This is a genomic window from Sulfurimonas hydrogeniphila (genome assembly GCF_009068765.1).
GTDB lineage: Bacteria > Campylobacterota > Campylobacteria > Campylobacterales > Sulfurimonadaceae > Sulfurimonas > Sulfurimonas hydrogeniphila.
In genome coordinates this window covers 1,353,795-1,370,642 of record NZ_CP035534.1, presented here as the reverse complement: position 1 = coordinate 1,370,642, position 16,848 = coordinate 1,353,795, and the positions used below count along the sequence as shown (strand labels likewise).

At 35.6% G+C, this 16,848-nt stretch carries 22 protein-coding genes; 6 read left to right on the top strand and 16 right to left on the bottom strand.

Annotation, left to right across the window (positions count from 1 at the left end; genetic code table 11):
- Positions 1 to 3 precede the first annotated feature (3 nt).
- Genes ETP70_RS07275 through ETP70_RS07260 form a run of 4 tightly spaced genes read left to right on the top strand, consistent with a single transcriptional unit; the run spans position 4 to position 3,913 of the window.
- Positions 4 to 1,119 carry an NAD(P)/FAD-dependent oxidoreductase gene (locus ETP70_RS07275; protein ID WP_151900561.1) on the top strand — a complete coding sequence of 372 codons (1,116 nt, stop codon included), beginning with the start codon at positions 4 to 6 and terminating at the stop codon, positions 1,117 to 1,119.
- Between the two features lie 10 nt (positions 1,120 to 1,129).
- Positions 1,130 to 2,803, top strand: coding sequence for an enoyl-CoA hydratase-related protein (locus tag ETP70_RS07270; protein ID WP_151900560.1), 1,674 nt, complete (start codon positions 1,130 to 1,132; stop codon positions 2,801 to 2,803).
- Entirely contained in the window at positions 2,796 to 3,137 is a 342-nt protein-coding gene (hypA, locus tag ETP70_RS07265; protein WP_151900559.1) for a hydrogenase maturation nickel metallochaperone HypA, read from the top strand. Before ETP70_RS07270 ends, hypA begins: the two co-directional genes overlap by 8 nt.
- A gap of 2 nt (positions 3,138 to 3,139) precedes the next feature.
- Positions 3,140 to 3,913 (top strand): DUF695 domain-containing protein, encoded by a 774-nt coding sequence (locus ETP70_RS07260; protein ID WP_151900558.1) that lies wholly within the window; start codon positions 3,140 to 3,142, stop codon positions 3,911 to 3,913.
- A 66-nt stretch (positions 3,914 to 3,979) separates the two neighbouring features.
- Here the strand turns inward: ETP70_RS07260 and ETP70_RS07255 are convergent, their stop codons facing one another.
- Entirely contained in the window at positions 3,980 to 5,233 is a 1,254-nt protein-coding gene (locus ETP70_RS07255; protein ID WP_151900557.1) for a BaiN/RdsA family NAD(P)/FAD-dependent oxidoreductase, read from the bottom strand.
- 356 nt (positions 5,234 to 5,589) lie between these two features.
- Between ETP70_RS07255 and ETP70_RS07250 the strand changes: the two genes are divergently transcribed.
- A complete protein-coding gene (locus ETP70_RS07250; RefSeq protein ID WP_230973237.1) occupies positions 5,590 to 6,180 on the top strand; it encodes a tRNA-uridine aminocarboxypropyltransferase in 591 nt (196 codons plus the stop codon).
- Here ETP70_RS07250 and ETP70_RS07245 read toward each other — a convergent pair.
- The 6 genes from ETP70_RS07245 to ETP70_RS12405 form a co-directional block, all read right to left on the bottom strand.
- Complete coding sequence (locus ETP70_RS07245) at positions 6,177 to 6,572, bottom strand: DUF6858 family protein (protein ID WP_151900555.1); 396 nt, start codon at positions 6,570 to 6,572, stop codon at positions 6,177 to 6,179. The genes ETP70_RS07250 and ETP70_RS07245 overlap by 4 nt on opposite strands.
- Before the next feature lie 70 nt (positions 6,573 to 6,642).
- Entirely contained in the window at positions 6,643 to 7,317 is a 675-nt protein-coding gene (locus ETP70_RS07240; protein WP_151900554.1) for a YggS family pyridoxal phosphate-dependent enzyme, read from the bottom strand.
- 380 nt (positions 7,318 to 7,697) lie between these two features.
- Complete coding sequence (locus ETP70_RS07235) at positions 7,698 to 8,033, bottom strand: hypothetical protein (RefSeq protein WP_151900553.1); 336 nt, start codon at positions 8,031 to 8,033, stop codon at positions 7,698 to 7,700.
- Positions 8,034 to 8,136: 103 nt separating this feature from the next.
- On the bottom strand, positions 8,137 to 8,307 hold the full coding sequence (locus tag ETP70_RS12410; RefSeq protein WP_188109959.1) for a hypothetical protein: 171 nt from the start codon (positions 8,305 to 8,307) through the stop codon (positions 8,137 to 8,139).
- 1 nt (position 8,308) lies between these two features.
- Complete coding sequence (locus ETP70_RS07230; protein ID WP_151900552.1) at positions 8,309 to 8,578, bottom strand: SH3 beta-barrel fold-containing protein; 270 nt, start codon at positions 8,576 to 8,578, stop codon at positions 8,309 to 8,311.
- A complete protein-coding gene (locus tag ETP70_RS12405; RefSeq protein ID WP_188109958.1) occupies positions 8,578 to 8,736 on the bottom strand; it encodes a hypothetical protein in 159 nt (52 codons plus the stop codon). Before ETP70_RS12405 ends, ETP70_RS07230 begins: the two co-directional genes overlap by 1 nt.
- 148 nt (positions 8,737 to 8,884) lie before the next feature.
- On the opposite strand from ETP70_RS12405, the gene ETP70_RS07225 reads away from it, so the two are divergent.
- Positions 8,885 to 9,100, top strand: coding sequence for an XRE family transcriptional regulator (locus ETP70_RS07225; RefSeq protein ID WP_151900551.1), 216 nt, complete (start codon positions 8,885 to 8,887; stop codon positions 9,098 to 9,100).
- A 1,026-nt stretch (positions 9,101 to 10,126) separates the two neighbouring features.
- Here ETP70_RS07225 and ETP70_RS07220 read toward each other — a convergent pair.
- The 9 genes from ETP70_RS07220 to ETP70_RS07185 form a co-directional block, all read right to left on the bottom strand.
- Positions 10,127 to 10,321 carry a hypothetical protein gene (locus tag ETP70_RS07220; RefSeq protein WP_151900550.1) on the bottom strand — a complete coding sequence of 65 codons (195 nt, stop codon included), beginning with the start codon at positions 10,319 to 10,321 and terminating at the stop codon, positions 10,127 to 10,129.
- Between the two features lie 85 nt (positions 10,322 to 10,406).
- Positions 10,407 to 10,580 carry a hypothetical protein gene (locus tag ETP70_RS12400; RefSeq protein ID WP_188109957.1) on the bottom strand — a complete coding sequence of 58 codons (174 nt, stop codon included), beginning with the start codon at positions 10,578 to 10,580 and terminating at the stop codon, positions 10,407 to 10,409.
- On the bottom strand, positions 10,570 to 10,866 hold the full coding sequence (locus tag ETP70_RS07215) for a hypothetical protein (RefSeq protein ID WP_151900549.1): 297 nt from the start codon (positions 10,864 to 10,866) through the stop codon (positions 10,570 to 10,572). Before ETP70_RS07215 ends, ETP70_RS12400 begins: the two co-directional genes overlap by 11 nt.
- On the bottom strand, positions 10,856 to 11,230 hold the full coding sequence (locus ETP70_RS07210; protein ID WP_151900548.1) for a hypothetical protein: 375 nt from the start codon (positions 11,228 to 11,230) through the stop codon (positions 10,856 to 10,858). The genes ETP70_RS07215 and ETP70_RS07210 overlap by 11 nt, the downstream gene beginning before the upstream one ends.
- A gap of 58 nt (positions 11,231 to 11,288) precedes the next feature.
- Positions 11,289 to 13,112, bottom strand: coding sequence for a DEAD/DEAH box helicase (locus tag ETP70_RS07205; RefSeq protein WP_151900547.1), 1,824 nt, complete (start codon positions 13,110 to 13,112; stop codon positions 11,289 to 11,291).
- Between the two features lie 166 nt (positions 13,113 to 13,278).
- The gene (locus tag ETP70_RS07200; RefSeq protein ID WP_151900546.1) at positions 13,279 to 14,877 is read right to left on the bottom strand and encodes a LexA family transcriptional regulator; all 1,599 of its coding nucleotides are present in this window, start codon (positions 14,875 to 14,877) and stop codon (positions 13,279 to 13,281) included.
- A 24-nt stretch (positions 14,878 to 14,901) separates the two neighbouring features.
- Complete coding sequence (locus tag ETP70_RS07195) at positions 14,902 to 15,462, bottom strand: hypothetical protein (RefSeq protein WP_151900545.1); 561 nt, start codon at positions 15,460 to 15,462, stop codon at positions 14,902 to 14,904.
- Positions 15,463 to 15,471: 9 nt separating this feature from the next.
- Positions 15,472 to 15,681 (bottom strand): DNA-binding protein, encoded by a 210-nt coding sequence (locus ETP70_RS07190; RefSeq protein WP_151900544.1) that lies wholly within the window; start codon positions 15,679 to 15,681, stop codon positions 15,472 to 15,474.
- A 105-nt stretch (positions 15,682 to 15,786) separates the two neighbouring features.
- On the bottom strand, positions 15,787 to 16,839 hold the full coding sequence (locus tag ETP70_RS07185; RefSeq protein ID WP_151900543.1) for a hypothetical protein: 1,053 nt from the start codon (positions 16,837 to 16,839) through the stop codon (positions 15,787 to 15,789).
- Positions 16,840 to 16,848 lie beyond the last annotated feature (9 nt).

Below are 16,848 nucleotides of genomic sequence, written 5' to 3'. Positions count from 1 at the left end.
CAGATGAACAGAAAAAAAAGAGTTATTATTCTCGGTGGTGGCTATGGCGGTATCAAAACACTGGAAACTTTGGCCAACAATGAAAACATCGAGGTAACGATGATAGATAAAAACCGCTATCATTATCTGCAGACAGAAAGTTATAATCTTGTTGCATTGAACAGTTCTTTGGATGATATCATCATCCCTTTGGACAGTCTTGTCAAAGGGATAGATAAAAATTTTTGTTTTATCCAGGATGAAGTTTTCAAGGTGGATACACATAGGGTTACATGTAAAGAAGGAGAATATTTTTTTGACTATCTCATAATAGCAGTAGGGGTAAAGACACTGCTTCCTTCTATTTTTAAAAATGATCATCTTTTTGAAGTTAAAAATCTCTCAAATGCTTTGCATTTGAAACAATCTTTTGAGGACACCATCGTAAAACATCTCAAAAAAGAGAAAAAAAATACGAACATAGTTGTTATCGGCGGCGGTTCGAGTGGTGTTGAGATTGCTGCTGAGATGCAAAATTATCTTTTAAAATCAAATTTGGCACAGGAGATACAAATCTCTTTGATTGCAGATGCTTTTTTGAGTGAACTTGATGAACACTCCAGAAAAAAAGCACTGCAAACTTTACAAAACAGCGGCATACGCATACTGCAAAAAATGGTACAAAAAGTTGAAGCAAACAGCTTACACCTTGAGGATGAGCTCATAGAGTTTGATTTTGGGGTTGTAGCCATTGGACTCGAAGTAAGTGAATTTATAAAAAATCTTGGCTTTGAAAAAGAGAAAAATCTTTTAAAGGTCGATGAGTATCTGCGAGTAGATGAACATATATTTGCTATCGGGGATTGTGCATTTTTAAAAGACAAAACAGGTGAACCGTTACCGCAAACCGCACAAACCGCAGAACAAAGCGGAGTCATCGCTGCAAAAAATATCCTCCGTACAATCAAACAAAAACCGCTTATCAAAGCAAACATAAAAATTTACGGTCTGGCCATAGCCCTTGGAGGAAAATTTGCCATTGCAACAGCATCATTTGTAAAAGTAGATGGAATACTCGGGTATTTGGGAAAAAAAGCGATAGAACAGTTTTACAAAATTCCGCTTAAGTTGAAGTCATAAGTTTTTTTACATGAAAATTACTCTTCTTGTCAGTGCCTTTAATTCCTTGACACAGGTGGCATATACTTACTTTAAAGACAGAAAGTACAGTGTTGATGTGGTATTTGCCATCAATGAACAACAGATGATAGATGAGGTTTTTTGTTTTGGCCCCGATTTTATTTTGTGTCCGTTTTTAAAGAAGTTTGTACCCAAAGAGATTTATGAAAACATCGATACTTACATTGTCCATCCTGGTGTACTGGGTGACAGAGGGGCGTATGCGATAGATAATGCCATCAGGCTTGACAAAAAAGAGTGGGGAGTTACTGTTCTTAAAGCAAATGGAGAATTTGACAGTGGTGATGTTGTCATTACACAAAATTTTGGGATGCGGCAAGCTTACAAAGCAAGTATATACAGAAATGAAGTTATAACAACTTTTTACAGTATGCTTGATGGTTTTTTAGAAAATATACAGGGCAAAAAGTTTACATCGCAGTTAAATTTACCGATGCATCAGGCTCTGTCTCAAAAAGACAGAGCGATTGACTGGCAGAAAGACACAACACAGGAAATTCTAAAAAAAATATATATGAGTGATTCTCATCCTGGAGTAAAAGATGAACTTTTAGGAGTAGAATGTTACCTGTACGGAGCATGGAGAGAGGAAAAACTAAGAGGTAAACCAAAAGAGATTCTTGCTAAACGAGACGGTGCCATCTGCCTGGGAACTGTTGACGGAGCGGTCTGGATTACCCATCTCAAAGAGCCAAATCGTTTCAAACTTCCTGCCACCTATGTTTTAAAAGAGCGATTGCAAGGTGTCAAAGAGCAAAGACTGCCTTTGATTTTTGACAAAAGTTATAAAACTTTTTATGAAATAAGCTGTGATATAAAAGAAGAAGTGGCATATTTGTATTTCAATTTTCACAACGGTGCCTTCAGCAGTGACAAGTGTATGAAATTAAAATATGCTCTTGAATATATCAAAGAGCAGGTGAAAATTGTTGTGCTGATGGGCGGAGAGGATTTTTTCAGTAATGGCATTCATCTGAATATTTTAGAAGACAGTAAAAAAAACGGCGAAGACGGCTGGAGCAATATCAATGCAATAAATGATTTGGTAAAAAGTGTTTTGTTTGCCGATGATGTAGTCACTGTAGCTTCTCTTCATAAAAATGCGGGAGCAGGCGGTGTTTTTTTGGCACTTGCCTGTGATTATGTTGTGGTAAAAGAAGGGGTTGTGCTTAATCCCCACTACAAAACATTGCGTCTCAGTGGCAGTGAGTATCACACCTACAGCTTACCAAAGCGGGTCGGTAAAGAGTATGCTGAGAAGATTTTAGAGGAGTGTCTGCCTTTGAGTGCAGGCAAAGCAAAAGAGACAGGTTTGGCGGACAAACTTTTTGCTCACAAAGAGTATAGAAAAGAACTTGAAAATTTTTGTTTGGAACTTATTTGTGATGAGGAAAAATTAGAAGATTTTTTATGGGACAAAGAGGAATACATAGAATCACATAAAAAACAGATAGAACATCATCGTGAAGAAGAAATAGCAGTGATGTACCCGGAATTTTGGGAAGAAGGCAGCTCTTTTCATAAAAAACGCTATGAATTTGTCTATAAAATATGCCCTTTAGAAACACCACAGCGACTAAAAGCTACAATAACGAATAATCATTCAGGAAAAGCAAATGCATGAGTACAGTGTAGTCCAGGCACTATTGGAACAGATTGAAAATATTGCCGAAGAAAATGAAGCAACAAAAGTAACAAAAATCATTGTAAAAATCGGTGTCATGAGCGGTATAGAAGCGCACCTTCTTGAGGTTGCGTTTAATACCTTTAAGGAAAAGACCATAGCCGACGGTGCGGAGTTTGTCATGAACATTCAGCCGATTGTCATAAAGTGCAACAGTTGTGAAGAAGTCAGTGAACTTGAAAAAATTCATTACTGTTGTAAAAGTTGTGGTTCGGTTGATGTCAATGTAACAGACGGGGAAGATATGTTCCTTATGAGTTTGGAAATGGAGTAGAGATGCAAGAGTATTGGGAAGCGTATATGAAGCCTATGGACGGGCATGCGGCGATGGTGTCATTGAATGCCGGTGTGGCAGACAGCGTGCCGGATGGGGAGTACATGTATGTAGGATTTGTCAAAGTAAAACTGAATAATCCAAAAGAGGACGGTTTGGTTTGGGAACAAGAGGGTGATGATGTCGGATTTATAGAAGACAGGCTGGAGATGGAGTCTTTGCGGTATCGCAACGGAAAATATATAGGACGCATTATCACACAGGGTGCAGTAAATTTTATCTATGCTTTGAAAATGGATTTTGAATGGAAAAATACAGTCGAAGATGCGATGAAACATTTTCCTGAGTACAGTTATGAGTTTGGATCACGCATAGACAGCGAATGGGAGGTTTATCAAAAACTTCTCTTTCCGACTGTAAAAGAGTGGCAGATCATCACCAATCATCATGCCTGCGACAACCTTAAAGAACAAGGTGATGACCTTCAGCAGGCAAGGGCAATAGAACATAAAAGCTACTTTACATGTAATGATGACAGAGAAGGATTTGTGCAAAAAATTCAGGAGATGGGATTTGCAGAGCAAAAAAGAAGTGAAGTGCCTTTTAGAGATGAAACAATGTACGGTATTTCTTTTTACAGAAAAGACAAGCCTTTTTATTATGATATAGATGCTTTGACTGTGGAACTTATAGATGTAAGTGAAGCTTATAATGGAAAATATGACGGTTGGGAGTGTGCTCTGGTAAAACCACTATGGCAGACTCAAAAAAAGTAAAGTTTGTATTTTCGATACTTTCTTGAAACCTGGGTTTCAACCTCACTGTCATTAAGTTAAGCTTTTTTATTTTAAAAGTTTGCCTGCAAGAAAGCCGCTGGCAAAGCTCCATTGCAGGTTGTATCCTCCGCAGGGACCGTCAAGGTTCATAACCTCGCCGCAAAAATACAAACCGTCCATAATCTTACTCTGCATTGTTTTAGGATTGATCTCTTTGAGGGAGATGCCGCCTCTTGTTATCATTGCCATTTTGAAGCCGTCATGTCCTGTAACGGTGAGGGGTGTCCATGCCAAGAGTGAAATAAGTCTGTCTCGTTTTTTCCCTTCGAGTTTTTTGTATGGTGTGTCTGGCTCTATGTCTGCTAATCGGCACAGCTCAAGGCCAAGTGCTTCCGGCAAAAGAGTTTTAAGCAGTTGCAAGATGTTTGTCATATTTTTTTTTGCACTCTCTTTTTTAAAATGTTCGCGTATCTGTTCCTCATTTTTTCCCTTTGTCAGATTCAACAGCAGTGGCACTTCACCGTATTTTTTTAAAAGCGGTGTGACCTCTCTGGCAAAATCAAGCACAACGGGTCCTCGTATGCCGGAGTTTGTAAAAATCAAATCACCCTTTGCCCGCAATTTTTTATGTTTTTTCAGATTGACACGCAGTTCAACCTTGGCAATGGTGTCAGCCCGACAGTTTTTGACCCAGCTCTCTTTTGTTTTTAAGGGCATCATGGCAGGGGAGAGGTCGGTTACTTTATGACCGATTTCACTGGCAAGATTGTAGCCGTCACCCTCAGCACCAAGCACAGGGTAACCAAGCCCACCGGTTGCGATGATGACATTGGGTGCATAAAAGATATCTGTTTGTGTTTTAACCCCGTCTATGTGATTGCCGGTTGCTAAAAGCCTTGTGGCTCTTTGGTTACATGTAACGCTGACACCGAGTCTGAGCAGCTCTTCTTGGAGCCCGGCAATGATGGTGGCAGAAGAGTGTGATGTGGGAAAAATTCTAAATCCGTCAGGGGCATGGGTCTCTACGCCGATTTCATCCATAAAAGTGACGAGAGCTTTGTTGTCAAAGGCTTTGAGTGCATCTTGCATAAAACGCCCCTCTCTTCCAAAACGTGCCATGAAATCTTCATTTGAAAGGGTGTTTGTAAGATTGCATCTGCCACCGCCTGTGGCTTTTAGTTTGGAAGCTATTTTTGAGAGTTTTTCCAAAAGGAGGACTTTTTTGCCTTCACGTGCCGCAACTATTGCTGCAATGATTCCGGCTGCACCGCTTCCGACAACGATGACATCATAATGTTTTTTATTCTCTGGTTCAATCATTCTGTAATTTTAGTATAATTGCATTAATGAAAACTTATTAAAGTACTTCTCTATAGATAACCCCAGTTTCAGAAGCTTAAAAAGAGGGCTAATGTAAGGCAAAGATTCGTAGGAGCTACTAGTAGCTTCAAGGATTTTTAACGAAGCAGTAGCTCTCTTTTTAAACTTCCCTTCGGGCAAAGAGCAAATAGCCCTGTTGCGTCGTTAGATTCCTTTGGATTAACCAGTTAGTCCTGCAGAAATCTGCCTAGCACTAGAACTATTTGTTCTTTGCTGAATTTGGGGTTATCTATAGAGAGGTACTTATGGGCGACAGAGAAAAATGTTATAAGTGTTATAGACCCAAAAGTTCCTGCATGTGCGGGCATTTTGAGCATATACAGACACAAACAAAATTTGTCATTTTGATGCACCCCAAAGAGTTTAAAAAGGTCAAAAACAATACAGGGCACTTCACGCATCAGAGTCTTGACAATTCCGAACTTTTTGTCGGCATAGACTTTACATGTAACACTAGAATTAATGAGATTATTGCCACACATGAGAGTTATATACTTTTTCCCTCAGAAGATGCTGTGAACCTGACAACTGCAAATCCAAAAAGAAGCCAAAAGCCTCTGGCGATTTTTTTGATAGACTCTACGTGGAGCTGTACAAAAAAGATGTTTACACAAAGTAAAAACCTGCAAAAACTCAAACACATGAGCTTTACAACGACAAAAACGTCACAATATCAAATAAAAATACAGCCGGATGAAAATTATCTCTCTACAATAGAATCGACTTTGGTTGTTTTGGAGTTGTTGCAGGAGTGGAAAATAGAGCAGATTAAAGAAGAACAGTTAGCCGGTTTTTTAAAACCGTTTCATGCAATGATAGCGTACCAAAAAGAGCTGATACAAAATCCACGCTCTCACGCGGTACGCTTTAAGAGAAGAGTAAACTAGGCTTGAGTTTTTAGTGCCTGTACCCATTCATAAACAACGTTTTGGAGTTGTTCATTTGGAACTTCTAAAAAACTGATCTCAAAACTGTCATCCAATTCACAAACACCTATGCTTCTGGGACGCACTGCAAGTATTTTAGCATTTGGCAGCTGTTTGCCAAAACAAAATACAATGTTTTTTGCATCTTTTATTTCAGGGGCAATAGTAGCGTCCTGTAATGAGGATGTGTGTTGATAGTGATCGAAAATCGCTATAAAAGTAGCTACAGGATGTTCTTGTATGTGTTCTTGAAAATATGCAATAATTTCATCTGCATTTTTGAAACTTGTTTCATTTTTCTTTACATGTAATGAAAAGACGGGATACTTATCCATAAAATTTGTTTTTGTCATCAACTAATCCTAATTATAATTTTGCTAAAAGTATATCTTATAATAATTATAATTAGATTAGATAAAAAACTTACTTGGGAAACATAATGGAGCCAAGGCGAACCATATTTGACCCGCACTCAATAGCGAGCTCAAAATCCTGGCTCATTCCCATAGAACAGATTGTTGCATTTGGAAGCTGCTCATAGATTGCATGGGTCGTCTCAAAACTTTTTCTTACAAGCTGCTCATCATCACTGTGTGCGCCTATGCTCATAACACCTTTAAGGTGTATGTTCGGACACTCCTGCATAATCTGCTTGTAGGTTTCTATGGCATCCTCAGGCATAACACCGTGCTTGCTCTCTTCTTTTGCCGAATTGATCTGCAAAAGGCACTCAAGCGTCATCTCTTTTGCCAGAAGTCTTTTTTGCAGTTCATGGGCAAGTTCCAATGAATCAAGTGCCTGAAAAAGACTTGGATTAATATCTAAAAGGTTGTTGATTTTGTTTTTTTGCAGATTGCCTATAAAATGCCATTCAAGCGGCAACTCTTCAAGCTCTTTTGCTTTTGCTTTTAAATCCTGTACCTTATTCTCCCCAAAAGCACGCTGACCGATATGGTACAGTCTTTTTATCTCATCAGCCGTTGAGTATTTGCTCACAGCAACAATTTTTACTATATGGTGTTCACTTACCTTTAGACGTGCCGTCTCAACCCGTCTGATAACATCATCTATATATAATTTGTATTCAATTTCGTCCATTTTCTTATCCTACCAATCTGTTAATATCGTTGTTAAAATTCAATTAAAGCCCTAATTATAGTGCTTATAGTTGTTTTTAAATCCCTACTTTATGATAGAAATACTAAAATAAGTAGGGATTTTTTTAAATACAATAATATATTTTTACAGAATTATACTATTTACTTCTTTACAATAAATTTACTACTATATTTAGTGAAACCTTTTTTAAATTCTGAAACATAACGCCGATAAAATCGTGACCAAGTGTCCGATGAACCAAAAGGCTATTACATGTAGAATTTTTATATACCCTCCGCCTTGCCGTAATCTTGCCGTCTTTTATCTATTCTTCCTTTGCCACTTTCATATTGGGTCGCCAATTTTTCGACCGAAAACTATTACCATTTGGCAAACTGTTTTTTAAAATCTTCATTAAAATAGATTTCTATTTCTCCGGCTCGCGGATTGTCTTCTTTTAGTTTTCTAACACTTGCTTTCTTCATATCATCTATAAAACCATCAAGTGCCGTTGCGTTTCTTCGTATAGCTGTCAATAAATCAAGCATTATAAATCTAACGTCTTCCGCACTGCTGTTTTCTTTTTTATCTTCTAACATATACATGTATGTTTCAATATCTTCTCTTAGAGACAATTCCACCATTTCAAGCTTTTTTACTTGCAAATCTAAATCTTTGAAACCGTATAACATTAATTTTTTATTTTCTGTACTCATGACACATACTCCCATCTTAAATATTTTTTTGCTATTGACTGAATACCATCAGCACCTGTTACATGTAATATCTTGTAGCCATACGGCAGGAACACTTTTACTTTCATTTTCTTTTCTCCTCTTGAATTGATTTTGCTATCTTCTCGATTGCATCTCTGAAAAGATATTCTTCTTCACTATTTGCGGTTAAATGCTCAAACAGTCCGAAATAATATCTATCATTAAGGATATTTATCGCTTCGGCTGTTTTGTCAGTGACTGTGATTGTTATCATCTTATACCACCTCGTATTTAACACCTGCAACTTTTAACGCTGTAAGTGTAGATAGGTTAATCATACGATAACCACCTGCCAGCATATCCCAAACAGTCACTAAGCTGTTTTTATTACTCACTCCGTTTTTACCTCCTTTAAGATTTTTGGCAACTCCCAGACGTGCCACCATCTTTCTAAATGAGCCATCTTTTTTGATGAACTCACACGCAAAGATTTTTCCGTTTGTAGCTTTGATAAGTTCCGCTGTTTTGTATCTTGATACTTGCATTATGCTACCTCCTGTAAATCTTCATAATTTGCCTCTATAAACTCCACTATTGCTTCTTCAATAGATACACCAGCATCAAGAGATAATCCGATAATCTCTAAAAGCTCATCTTTTGTGACTTCGTCTTTGATGTCGTTTAGTGTTTGGTAAGTTTTCATTTTTTAGCCTTTAGTTACTAATTAAAGTAAGTTTTTATCTTTTATACAAGTATTATATACTAATATTAGTAAGTAAGTCAATAGATAGTTACTAAATAATGTAATTTATGATACAATTTGTTACATATTTTAGTAACAAGGTGTAAAAATGGATAAAATGGAATTAAACGAACTTCTCAAAAAAGCTGGGTTTTCAAAAAAAGAATTTGCTGTAAAATTTGAGCTATCTACATCAGCAGTTAATAATTGGGGTGGAAGTTCTAATGTGCCTTTATGGGTAGAATCATGGCTAAATCTCTACATAGAGAACAAAGACTGTAAGGAATTAAAAGAAATCATCCGTGCTAATGTTTGTAAAGAGTAGGCTTATGTTCTTAAAATAACCCCTTAGAGGGCGTTTTACTATGGTGTTTATACCCTTAGGATGGTGTATTGACTTATTTCGTTTATAGGCATTGACACATATTAAATAAACTGTGTTATAATTCTTGCATCAAAGCGTGGTTGCTTTGTGTGTGAAGTTTTTAATCGGGTATCAAACTTTGCAACAATTAAGCCTTATCGCTCTTTATTGAGTGGTAGGGCTTTTTTTTTGGTCTATTTTTTAGATGGTTGGGTTATGGGGTTAGATTGTTGTAAGGTTTAAAAATGATACCCGATTTTTTCAATCTTCATACCGTAGGCTATTTGCTTATAGCAATAGTGTATTTACTTTTTGCTATAAAGCAATAACTACAACCTAAGAGACTAACCACCTCTTAGGCTTCTTACAGATTACATTAAAATCATCACAAAAATCACGCTAAAACCTCTTAACTCTCTTTTGATGTATCATTATCGCTTTTGAAGTAAAAAAGGCGTGTAGGGCTTTATTCTTTACACTATCCTTTACATGTACCGCAATTCCTTTACACCTGTTCGCTTACACTTTAAAGAAATATTAAAATAACCAAATTCCTTTACACTTTGAAAAAAAAAGTAAAATAGTAAAATGATGAGGTTCACACTACCCGCAAGTGATAAACCTCTAAGGAGTACCTTTTTTATTATAAGTTGCCAACGCTGCATAGTTTCTTCTTTCCTGGCACATTCTTTGGACCATGTTTACTTGCCGGTAAGTTTCTGCCAAATTCGTACAAAGTTAGATGAGTAAGCAACTGTGCTAAGTTTCTGCTTGAGAACACACAAAGTTAGACGAGTTGCCAACGCTGCATAGTTTCTTCTTTCCTGGCACATTCTTTGGACCATGTTTACTTGCCGGTAAGTTTCTGCCAAATTCGTACAAAGTTAGATGAGTAAGCAACTGTGCTAAGTTTCTGCTTGAGAACACACAAAGTTAGACGAGTTGCCAACGCTGCATAGTTTCTTCTTTCCTGGCACATTCTTTGGATCATAAGCTCATGTAGCCCATATCCTTAACTTCTTCATGTTCCGATAAATAATCTATTTTATTATCAAAAATGCTTTCAATAGCCATTCCCATTGATAGATTATATTTTTTACAAATCTGTTCAAGCGTCAAGATGGTTTTATTCTTTAGTGTAGGTTTACTTTTTAATCTGTTCTTTTGTTCCCAAAATTCCACTTACACGCCTTTTATTGATGTAGTGGTTATTTTAACATAAATGCACCTCTAAGCCATTGTTTCGGCTTGGAAGTACAAATACTTGTTATTGTGGTCTTGAGGTTTTAAAGGCTTCTATGACCTCAACGCCAAACCGCTTTATAAAAGAGTTCCATTGCAATAATAAAGTTTTTCCGTTATCTAACTTGATAAACTCTATAAAGCTGCTCTCGTCATCTTTGCCTTGATGTATATGTGTTATTTTTATTTCATTTTCCATCTTCCAAAACCTCTCTTGCCGTTCTTTGGTCTTCTATGCTCCACTCTTGATCGAGTGCTTCCTGTACACGTTGTAAATTTTGCAGCAGTCCGCTTTCTAATGCCAGTAGGTTTTGAGCATTTACCCGTGAAGTGTAATTATTTTGAGCACAACTTAAATATGCTTCGTACTTTTTACCTGCCTGTTTTTTTATATCTTCTCCCATCACTCTTTTTTTAATAATCTCTAACATTTCAGGAGAAGCACTCTCTAAAAGTTCGGCTATTGTAAGTTCATTATTTTTCATCACTTGCCCCTTCGTTTATAGTTAAATGAAGTCGTGCTATTGCTTCGGCATCATTCTCTTTTTCATCAAGTAGAAACTTATAACACGCCTCTCTACTTCCCATAAAATCAAACTCTAACCGCATTACTCCAAACTCTTTATTAAATGCCATAACCTCGCCTGTTGATACTTCTTGCACTATTGCTTCTATCTTCACAAAATCAATATCATAGTTATCGACTGCATATAACCCTTTTGGTTCTGCTAATGAGATAAAGTCAATATTTACACCCTCTTTTTTAAGAGAAATACCGCCTACTTTTTTAATAGCATTTGTTAATTTTTTCTCATATTTTCTTTTTGTTTTTACTGCTGTATTTTGCATTGTTTTTAGTCCTTTTTCTTTTTTGTAATGTATTTTTTGTGAATATTTATTTTTGATATTAAGGAGACGCTCCTCGTTTGCGCTCAATGTATGGCACAAAGTTTTTTATGCTGTTACAATCTTTTTTATTGCTATAAATATTTTTAAGTCGTTGGATAGTCATTGCTTCAATGCCGTTTATCCGTGAGCTGTTGATTTGATGCACAACTGTTTGCAGTACATCATCATTGATGACATTTTTATGTTCGGCTTCAAGCACAATATTTAAATTTTTTATCGCTTCAATGATGCCGGTACCCTTGATGCTAAAAAACTTTTGTTTCAATGTTTCAATATTTATTGCAGGCTTTTGTTTGTATTCTACAATGCTCCACCCGTCACTTTTAATCATGCTGCTGTTGAAGTTGTAAAGCACATGTGGATTATCTTCAATATAACTATGGAGTGCTTTTATCTGTTGTATAACGGCATTATTAAATGGAAACATTGCATTATGATTATCAATCAGCCATGTAACATACTGTGCGGTTATTCTGCTCTTAATCGCTTCAACAATGTTTTTATCAAATATTGCTTTGAGTTCATCATGTGTGGTTGCTTCACTTATAACCGTTGATGCTTTACAACTGCTACACTTCAAAAATAACTTTTCATCTTTGACAAAGAAATTTGCATCATTGCCGTGTATTAATCCACACTCGCAACACTCATACCCTTGTTCACTCTCGACAATTTCATCAAATCCACATGCAGCGCATACCTTAAAAGCCTGATTATTTTTCAGTGTTCGATATACTCGACTGCTTCCGCACTCATTACATGTACTTTTTATTGCATCAGTTACTTTTTCTTTATTTGGCTTTATGGGTGCAGTCGGTAATCCTAAATCAGTTATGACACCTGCACAATCAAGCAAGACAGAATTATCTTTATTTGGCGCAAGTCGTAATACCCGTCCTACCATCTGCTTATATAAGTTTTGGCTTTTGGTAGCTCGTGCAAGAACAACGACATCGCACGGTGGATAGTCAAAGCCTGTTGTGAGCATATCCGGGTTAGTGAGTAGTTTTAGCTTTTTACTTTTAAACTCGCTCATTATCTGTTGTTGTTCATCAGCACTAAGATTTGAGTGTATCGCCTTTGTTGGAACTCCTGCATCATTGTATGCATCTGCAAGGGCTTCACTATGCTTAATTGTGATACCGAACACCAAACCTTGATTACGTCTTTGTATCATCTTTTTTGTACTATCCACCACCTGCATAACACTTTCAATAGTATTAAATTTTTCTTCCAAATCGCTTTGATTATAATCTCCTGCCGTTGTTCGTATATCTTTGAGATTAACTTTTATGGGTTGGTAACTTATAAGCGGAACTAAATAGCCGTTGCTTATCATATAGTTTAAATCATACTTGTTAATGTGTAGTTCGAAACCTTGCAACGGTTTGCCTCTTTTGTCATAAGGTGTTGCACTAAGTCCTACAAGTTTACCTTTAAAATCTTGCAGAAGTTGTTCAATCATCTTTCCGCTAAATCCAAAATGCACTTCATCAATGACAATCATACTTGGTACAAAACCTAAATCTTTTTTATGAGCTGTTTGCAGTGTCGATACAAATACATTATGTTTACGGTCGTAATCTTTTCTACCGTGAATTATTTGAGGGTTGAGGTCTTGAAATGTATCTGCAAGTTGTTCAAGCAGTGTTATTTTTGGGGCAACTATCAAAACACTGCCACCTGTTAAAGTTTCATTTTCAACTATCTTTGAAGCCATTACACTTTTACCTGATCCTGTGGGTGCTTCAACTAAAACACTGCCTTTTGCTTTGGTCGCCTGTTGGATGATATCTTTTTGGTATGGTCGTAAAGTTATCATTTCAAATACTCCTTTTTATTAGTTTTTTTGATATTTTTAAATTTAAAAAGTGTCGGATTAGTGTCGGATATGTATTTGCTTACTGATTTTAAAGCCCTAAAATTCGCACTTTGTAAGGTGTTAAAAGTGTCGGATATGTATCTGCTATATAAATGTATATTATTCATCATTTGTTACTCACCTTTTTTATATATTCATGAACAGTGCTACGATGCATATTTAATTTATTTGCTATAAGTGTGATGTTTGGTTTGCCATTACTTTTAAGATAGTTTGGATTTTTTAAAAGCTTCATAACCTGCTTTTGTTTACTTGTCATATTTGAGTGTTTTGTTTTGGTTGATTTTTCTGTACGCTTTTGATTTGCTTTCACTTTTGCCTTGCCTTGTAATTTCATAGGAAATAGTTTGTCCTTTTGCATCAAGCCCTGTTGCTCCTGCTGTACTTTTAGTATGTGTTCAAAATATGCCAAACCCAGATTACATGTAGTGATAAAATCACGGTTTGGATTGATAATGTTTTGAAATGTAGCAAATATTGATGCTTCAACAAATAAGTAACCGCTTCGCTGTATGTATTGCTTCATTTGCATATACCGGACTTGGAGCGGTGTCAATTTTGAAGTTGCTTTTATAAAAACAGTCGGTAATGTTTGGTTTACGGTCAAAGGCTTCAACACATCAACATTTAAAAGTATTTGTGCTACTTTACTTGGCATTACTGTCGATACTTCAAAACAATTATCAACTAAATAGCATTTTGCAAGAAGTAGCATATAGATATCACTCATAGAATTAACTTTGAAGTGCCAAATTAAGCTTTGTTGTGTTTCGTATGTATATTTGCCTATTTTTGCGAGTAAATCATTTGTAGGGCTTGTATCATCTTTTTTGATGACAATCGAATAGTTGTAATTTTGATGTGCAACTGTTGGAGTAGTTGGAATAAAATGAGTTGAGATTTTAATATTGCCACATTTTCCGCAAAACAGTTTTACAGTTCCGTCCACATTGTGATAAAAAGTTGCACTTGGATTTGTATCGTCATGTGTTGGATTGACACAATAGCAAGATTTATTGCTACCGGCACTTACAAGTTTTTTTGCATCATAAATTGATACGGTCGTGCCATCTGCAAAAGTTATCATACTGTTTGTTGAAATATCGCTGCTATGTTCATTTTGAGTGGTGTATTTGGCTTTGTATTCACTTGGAAGTGATAAAGGCTCACTTTCATAATAGTTTGACATCTCATCAATATTTGTAAAGTTATGATTTATATTTGCCGGTGCTAATTGTCGTGTAACATCATTTGCCACCGCTTCATCTATTTTTGAAATGTCAATGCATAAATAATCAAGTATGAAAAGTGAAGCAAGTTTAAAAGCTTTTGTGCTTGTTGGTAAGCATCCATTAAGAATAATTGCTATGTGCCTTTTATAAGGGTACGCATTTGCACTTTGGCTTGGTACGCTTACAAAAGATACATTTTTATCTTTTAACTTTTGTTCGATTGTTTTATAGTAAGGAACTTCATTGGCTACTGGTGCTACATCAATATCAATAAAGTAAACATTGCCACACGCTTTTAAGAAGTTTTGATGCCTGTGTCCGTTGAGATAAAGTCCACTTGATACCGCTTTTGTGTTCATGACACGAATCAGCTCATCAAGTGAAGCAAGTTCTGTCACTTCAAAACCATATACTGATTTTTTATTGGCAGCGATTGTGGTTGATAAAAGTATAGAATTTGTGCTACAATTCATTTATGCATTTATAGGCAAGGGGTGCTACCCTTGCTTTACCTCATCATAATTTGTCTCCAATACTCCATCATAAACATTGTTTAAAGCTCGGTCGGTTGGTACTTTGTGTGTGTCTCCAATATTCGCTTTTTTTACTCGTTTTTGTTTGAGTTGTGGGTTTGCTACAAGGAGAGGCAACATCACTTTTGCAGCGGTTATATGCTCATCATCAACGCCTCTTATGCTTTTTTTAATTCTACTATTTGAATACTCAAAGCGTGAAGCATCAGCACTCCAATATTTTATGATTTTAGGCAGCTGTTCTTTTGTGTCAGCATCTAAAAAATCAAAGATACTTGTCTGCCCTACATGTACATAAGCCGTTTTTCTTTTTCGTAAATCATAAGCACGATTAGTATCGTCTTTTAAGAACTCGTTTCGCTGTCGTATCACTCCTGCAATAGCCTTATGCTGCTCAATCATCAAAGGTTGCCACCCTTGCGATATAAAGTAGTCATTTATCAGGTGTAAGTCGCCACCATCAACGGCATAGCGTGAGGGATTATCTTTTATGGCTGCATATACATAATGTTTGATGCTTGACATGACAGTAACCTAACTTGCTACTGCTACGGTGTTATCTTCGAGGTACTTTATAAGTACGGCTCTCGATACATGTATCTTTGTTCCTACTCGTACAGTTTCAAGTATTCCTTTGGAAATAAGCTTTTTTGCCATATCCATCTTAATAATACCCAAGTCGTCAATTTCTCTTAGGTTAAATAAAACTTTATTTGGGATTAAGTCCGTGTAGTTTGTTGTCATTTGATGTACTCCTATGTTTTGATAGGGGTATTTTGATACTAAAAAAAAGATTTAAAAAGAGGTATTTAACGGGATTTCAATAACCCCATTTATTGTAAGTTAGTTTTATAGTGGATGTTTTATTCCTGTTAAATAATCTTTGTATTTCTGATTGTTTATGTACTCTTTTGCAAGTGCATAATATTCATCTAAAGAATGAAACCCATCAGTGGAAATATTTTTTATTTCTTGCCAGTATCTATTTATTTCATCTGTAATATATTCATTTGTAAATACATCAGCTCCTAAAATCTCATTGACTTTTTTACAGTCATAAATAAAAAGCACATCAGATAATCTTCCATTAATAGGTTTTAAACTTCGTGTATCTTTATATATGTCGCATTGTTTCAAATCGCAACTAAATACCTCTTGTTTTTCTCCTAAAAATTCATAGGCATTTGGAAATTGTGATGGGTCATCATCAAAATCATCTTTTAGTTTTGAAACATATTCTAAAATTTCCTCTTTTGATTTTGTTAAGTCAAGTTCTGCAAATACATTTTTATTCTTATTATCATTTAAAATACTTTCAATTTCATTAGGCAATACAGATAAATGAATTATTGTTTTATCAGCTCTCCATCCATGTTCATTTAATGAATTTATAATCTCGTTTTTTTCAATTTTTGTTAATGGGAAATCAATAAACTCATTATCTGTCATATCATTTAATGTTAAGCTAATAAGTTCATTAAAAAAATATTTTGTTCTGTCTTTGCTTAGAGCATTTTTTATAATAGCAACCTCTAATTCATTTTCAATAAAATATTTGTTGTTTATCATCTCTTTGTCTTGATAAAAAAGTTTTTCATCTTTAAGAACAGTTAAGTAATATTCTGCAATATCTTCATTAAGATTTCTTAATAAAATATATGCCTGTTCTTTTCTAAGGTCACTTTTCATTTTTTCTTCTATTATGTCAGCTACAATATTTCCTCTTCCCCTATCTGGATTTCTTGAAAAACATTTTAAGGAAAAATAATATGCAATTGAGTATTTGTTACTATCTTGAGCGATATCATTAAGTGTTTCATAAATGCTATTATCTCTTTTAAATATTTCAGTATCTAATATTTTTTTTCTTAGTTCTAAAGTTTTTTTACTTGGTCTTGCCATTACATGCCC

Coding starts and splice junctions, on each gene's coding strand:
- ETP70_RS07275 (WP_151900561.1), top strand. CDS start 4: ATGAACAGAAAAAAAAGAGTTATTATTCTCGGTGGTGGCTATGGCGGT.
- ETP70_RS07270 (WP_151900560.1), top strand. CDS start 1,130: ATGAAAATTACTCTTCTTGTCAGTGCCTTTAATTCCTTGACACAGGTG.
- hypA (WP_151900559.1), top strand. CDS start 2,796: ATGCATGAGTACAGTGTAGTCCAGGCACTATTGGAACAGATTGAAAAT.
- ETP70_RS07260 (WP_151900558.1), top strand. CDS start 3,140: ATGCAAGAGTATTGGGAAGCGTATATGAAGCCTATGGACGGGCATGCG.
- ETP70_RS07255 (WP_151900557.1), bottom strand. CDS start 5,233: ATGATTGAACCAGAGAATAAAAAACATTATGATGTCATCGTTGTCGGA.
- ETP70_RS07250 (WP_230973237.1), top strand. CDS start 5,590: ATGTGCGGGCATTTTGAGCATATACAGACACAAACAAAATTTGTCATT.
- ETP70_RS07245 (WP_151900555.1), bottom strand. CDS start 6,572: ATGACAAAAACAAATTTTATGGATAAGTATCCCGTCTTTTCATTACAT.
- ETP70_RS07240 (WP_151900554.1), bottom strand. CDS start 7,317: ATGGACGAAATTGAATACAAATTATATATAGATGATGTTATCAGACGG.
- ETP70_RS07235 (WP_151900553.1), bottom strand. CDS start 8,033: ATGAGTACAGAAAATAAAAAATTAATGTTATACGGTTTCAAAGATTTA.
- ETP70_RS12410 (WP_188109959.1), bottom strand. CDS start 8,307: ATGATAACAATCACAGTCACTGACAAAACAGCCGAAGCGATAAATATC.
- ETP70_RS07230 (WP_151900552.1), bottom strand. CDS start 8,578: ATGCAAGTATCAAGATACAAAACAGCGGAACTTATCAAAGCTACAAAC.
- ETP70_RS12405 (WP_188109958.1), bottom strand. CDS start 8,736: ATGAAAACTTACCAAACACTAAACGACATCAAAGACGAAGTCACAAAA.
- ETP70_RS07225 (WP_151900551.1), top strand. CDS start 8,885: ATGGATAAAATGGAATTAAACGAACTTCTCAAAAAAGCTGGGTTTTCA.
- ETP70_RS12400 (WP_188109957.1), bottom strand. CDS start 10,580: ATGGAAAATGAAATAAAAATAACACATATACATCAAGGCAAAGATGAC.
- ETP70_RS07215 (WP_151900549.1), bottom strand. CDS start 10,866: ATGAAAAATAATGAACTTACAATAGCCGAACTTTTAGAGAGTGCTTCT.
- ETP70_RS07210 (WP_151900548.1), bottom strand. CDS start 11,230: ATGCAAAATACAGCAGTAAAAACAAAAAGAAAATATGAGAAAAAATTA.
- ETP70_RS07205 (WP_151900547.1), bottom strand. CDS start 13,112: ATGATAACTTTACGACCATACCAAAAAGATATCATCCAACAGGCGACC.
- ETP70_RS07200 (WP_151900546.1), bottom strand. CDS start 14,877: ATGAATTGTAGCACAAATTCTATACTTTTATCAACCACAATCGCTGCC.
- ETP70_RS07195 (WP_151900545.1), bottom strand. CDS start 15,462: ATGTCAAGCATCAAACATTATGTATATGCAGCCATAAAAGATAATCCC.
- ETP70_RS07190 (WP_151900544.1), bottom strand. CDS start 15,681: ATGACAACAAACTACACGGACTTAATCCCAAATAAAGTTTTATTTAAC.
- ETP70_RS07185 (WP_151900543.1), bottom strand. CDS start 16,839: ATGGCAAGACCAAGTAAAAAAACTTTAGAACTAAGAAAAAAAATATTA.